At 62.0% G+C, this 2,540-nt stretch carries 3 protein-coding genes; all 3 read left to right on the top strand.

The genetic code is table 11. The annotated features are described in order from the left end of the window. The first annotated feature begins 39 nt into the window (after positions 1-39). Complete coding sequence (gene nuoK, locus JJE47_15415) at positions 40-345, top strand: NADH-quinone oxidoreductase subunit NuoK (GenBank protein ID MBK5268809.1); 306 nt, start codon at positions 40-42, stop codon at positions 343-345. Between the two features lie 53 nt (positions 346-398). Beyond that, positions 399-2,261 (top strand): NADH-quinone oxidoreductase subunit L, encoded by a 1,863-nt coding sequence (locus tag JJE47_15410; GenBank protein ID MBK5268808.1) that lies wholly within the window; start codon positions 399-401, stop codon positions 2,259-2,261. 4 nt (positions 2,262-2,265) lie between these two features. Next, the coding region (locus JJE47_15405) for an NADH-quinone oxidoreductase subunit M (protein MBK5268807.1) at positions 2,266-2,540 on the top strand (275 nt) is incomplete at its 3' end.

Here is a 2,540-nt window from a genome sequence, read left to right as displayed (position 1 = left end):
GGCAGGTTCGCTCGAACCCTCGCTAGAAATCGAGGAGCCATGACCCTTGAAGCTGTGTTGCTCGTGTCGGCCGCCCTGTTCGGGATCGGCGTTTATGGAGCGCTCAGCCAGCAGTCGTTTGTGATGATCATGATGGGCCTCGAGTTGATGCTCAACGGAGCGATCGTGGCCGCCGTCGGATTCTGGTGGGGGACAACGGGTGGCAACCCGGAAGGACAGTTGTTGGCCATCGTCGTCATGGCGGTGATGGCCATCGAAGGGGCCATTGGCTTTGCGCTTGTTACCAATGTGTATCGAGTCCGTAAAGCAGACATAACCGAGAAACTCCGAAAGCTGCGCGGCTGATGGTCTGGCTTCCAGTTGTTTTCCCGTTGGCCGGCGCCGCCCTGGTTCTTTCAATGAGACACGGGCGCGCCTGGTTGGGGCCGGTTGTTGTTGCATCGCTGCTCGGAAGCCTGGGGACCGCCGTCCTGGCGGCCATATCCGGGGCCCGCTCCAGCTGGAGTTGGGGGGCTGGAATCGACCTTGGCGTGGAGGTGGTTGGGGTCGGTCGAGTCATGGTCGTCCTGGTGCCCTTGGTGGCTGTAGTCGTCGTGTCGTTTGCTGCCTCGAGTATGCGTGACGACGAGGCGTTGGCTCGATTACTGGCATTGCTGGCCGCCTTTGTCGCGGCGATGGAGTTGCTGGTCATGGCGGCCGACTTCTTGACCTTGCTAATTGGCTGGGAACTTGTCGGTGCGGCCTCCTGGTCCTTGATTAGTCACGACTGGCGAAACGCCCAAGCGCCCATGTCCGCAAAAGAGGCATTTGTGACAACCCGTTTCGGAGACCTAGGGCTCTACGTAGCCGCGGGAGCGGCATTCGCGTCGGTAGGTACCTTCCAGTTCGCCGACCTGGCTGCCGGTCCCAACGACCGTTGGCTGGCGATCGTCGCAGGCGGCGTGGTGTTGGCCGCGGCTGCCAAGTCGGCTCAATTGCCGTTCTCGCCGTGGTTGTTTTCGGCGATGGCAGGTCCCACCCCGGTCTCGGCGCTGCTCCATTCGGCCACCATGGTTGCGGCCGGGGCGTACGCTTTGATTCGGCTCGAACCGATTCTTTCGGCGGTCTCGTGGTTTGGTCCTTTGGTGGTGGGATTAGGCCTGTCGACGGCGCTGGCAGGCGGCGTCGTTGCCTTCGCACAATCTGACCTGAAGCGCGCTCTTGCCGGGTCCACGTCGGCTCAGTACGGGCTGATGTTGGTCGCGACAGGTGCTGGATTCACTGCTGCCGGAATGGGACAGCTAACCGCCCATGCGTTCTTTAAGGCATTGCTGTTCCTTGGTGCCGGTGTAGCCCTCCACGGCGGCGGGACGTTGGATTTGGCCAAATTGCGGTTGGGCTCAAGTCTGCCCACGGTGGCGTTGTTGTTCGGGGTGGGTGCCGCCGGTCTGGCAGCCGTGCCGCCACTCGGTGCGGCGTTTACCAAGGAAGCGGTTTTGGCTGCCGCGTTTGAGTCGGGGGTTTGGGTGGGATCTGGCGTTGTCGTAGCGGGGCTGTTATCGGTGTTGTACGCGGCGCGTCTCCACGTCCTGGCCTATGGTCGCGGACCGGTGTTGGACATTGAGGTGGGTCCGCATCCAGTTGAGGTGTGGGCGCTGGCCGTCCTGGCAGTTTTCACCCTGGCGCTCAGCGCCATCTGGTTGCCTGGCGGCAAGGAACTTGTAAGTGAACTAACGGGAGCAGACCTGCCCGCAGGCCAGACGTGGGAGCTGACCGTTTCGGTTTTGTCGGTCGTCGTCGGGTTTGTCGTGGTGTGGCTTCTGTGGCGCCGCAACTCGCTTCTCTCAGGGGGTCTGCCGTCGCGTATCCGGGGATTCCTTGCGAATTGGTGGGGGATTCCCGGCCTGACCCGTCGGGCCGTTGTCGACCCACTCATCAAGTTATCGAATCGGCTGGCCGAGGGCGACGGCAGCGTAATCGACGCATTGGTGCGAGCCATCGCCGGATCCGTGGTCGGCGTGTCGCATCGACTGCGCGACCTGGTCGAGATCCTCGTGGATCGGGTTGTGGACGGGGTAGGTGGCGGGACGATTCTCACTGCCACGGGGTCCCAGAAATTCGACGATGACGCCGTCGATGCGACCGTTGAAGCGATCGGCGCCGGGATTCGATTCGGCGGTGACCAGACTCGGCGTTCCCAGACGGGTATGGCCCACCACTACTACACGTTGCTTGTCGGCGGCAGCGTCGTTCTGTTCATTGTTGCCGCCATATGGAGGTAGGAGAATGTTGAGTGTCGCGATAATCGTGCCGTTATTGGCAGCCATCGCACTGTTGGCCATGCCCCGTGACCGGCCCCAACTGGTTCGTTGGGCTGCGTTTGGTGTCAGTTTGGTGCCGTTGGCGTTGATCGTGGTCGCCTGGGTCAGGTTTCAAGGTGGACCGGGGTTCGAGATGGTCGAGTCACTCGCCTGGATCCCTTCGATCGGGGTTTCCTACCAGGTCGGATTGGACGGACTGTCGCTACCTTTGGTGGCGCTGACTGCTCTACTGTTCAGCGC

Source organism: Acidimicrobiia bacterium (genome assembly GCA_016650365.1).
In the GTDB taxonomy this organism is placed as follows: domain Bacteria; phylum Actinomycetota; class Acidimicrobiia; order Spongiisociales; family JAENVV01; genus JAENVV01.
Note: the sequence above shows the minus strand (reverse complement) of the source record. Positions and strands in the feature narration are given on the sequence as shown.

Excerpts from the sequence above, each read along its gene's own strand:
- nuoK (MBK5268809.1), top strand. The coding sequence starts at position 40 with ATGACCCTTGAAGCTGTGTTGCTCGTGTCGGCCGCCCTGTTCGGGATC.
- JJE47_15410 (MBK5268808.1), top strand. The coding sequence starts at position 399 with ATGAGACACGGGCGCGCCTGGTTGGGGCCGGTTGTTGTTGCATCGCTG.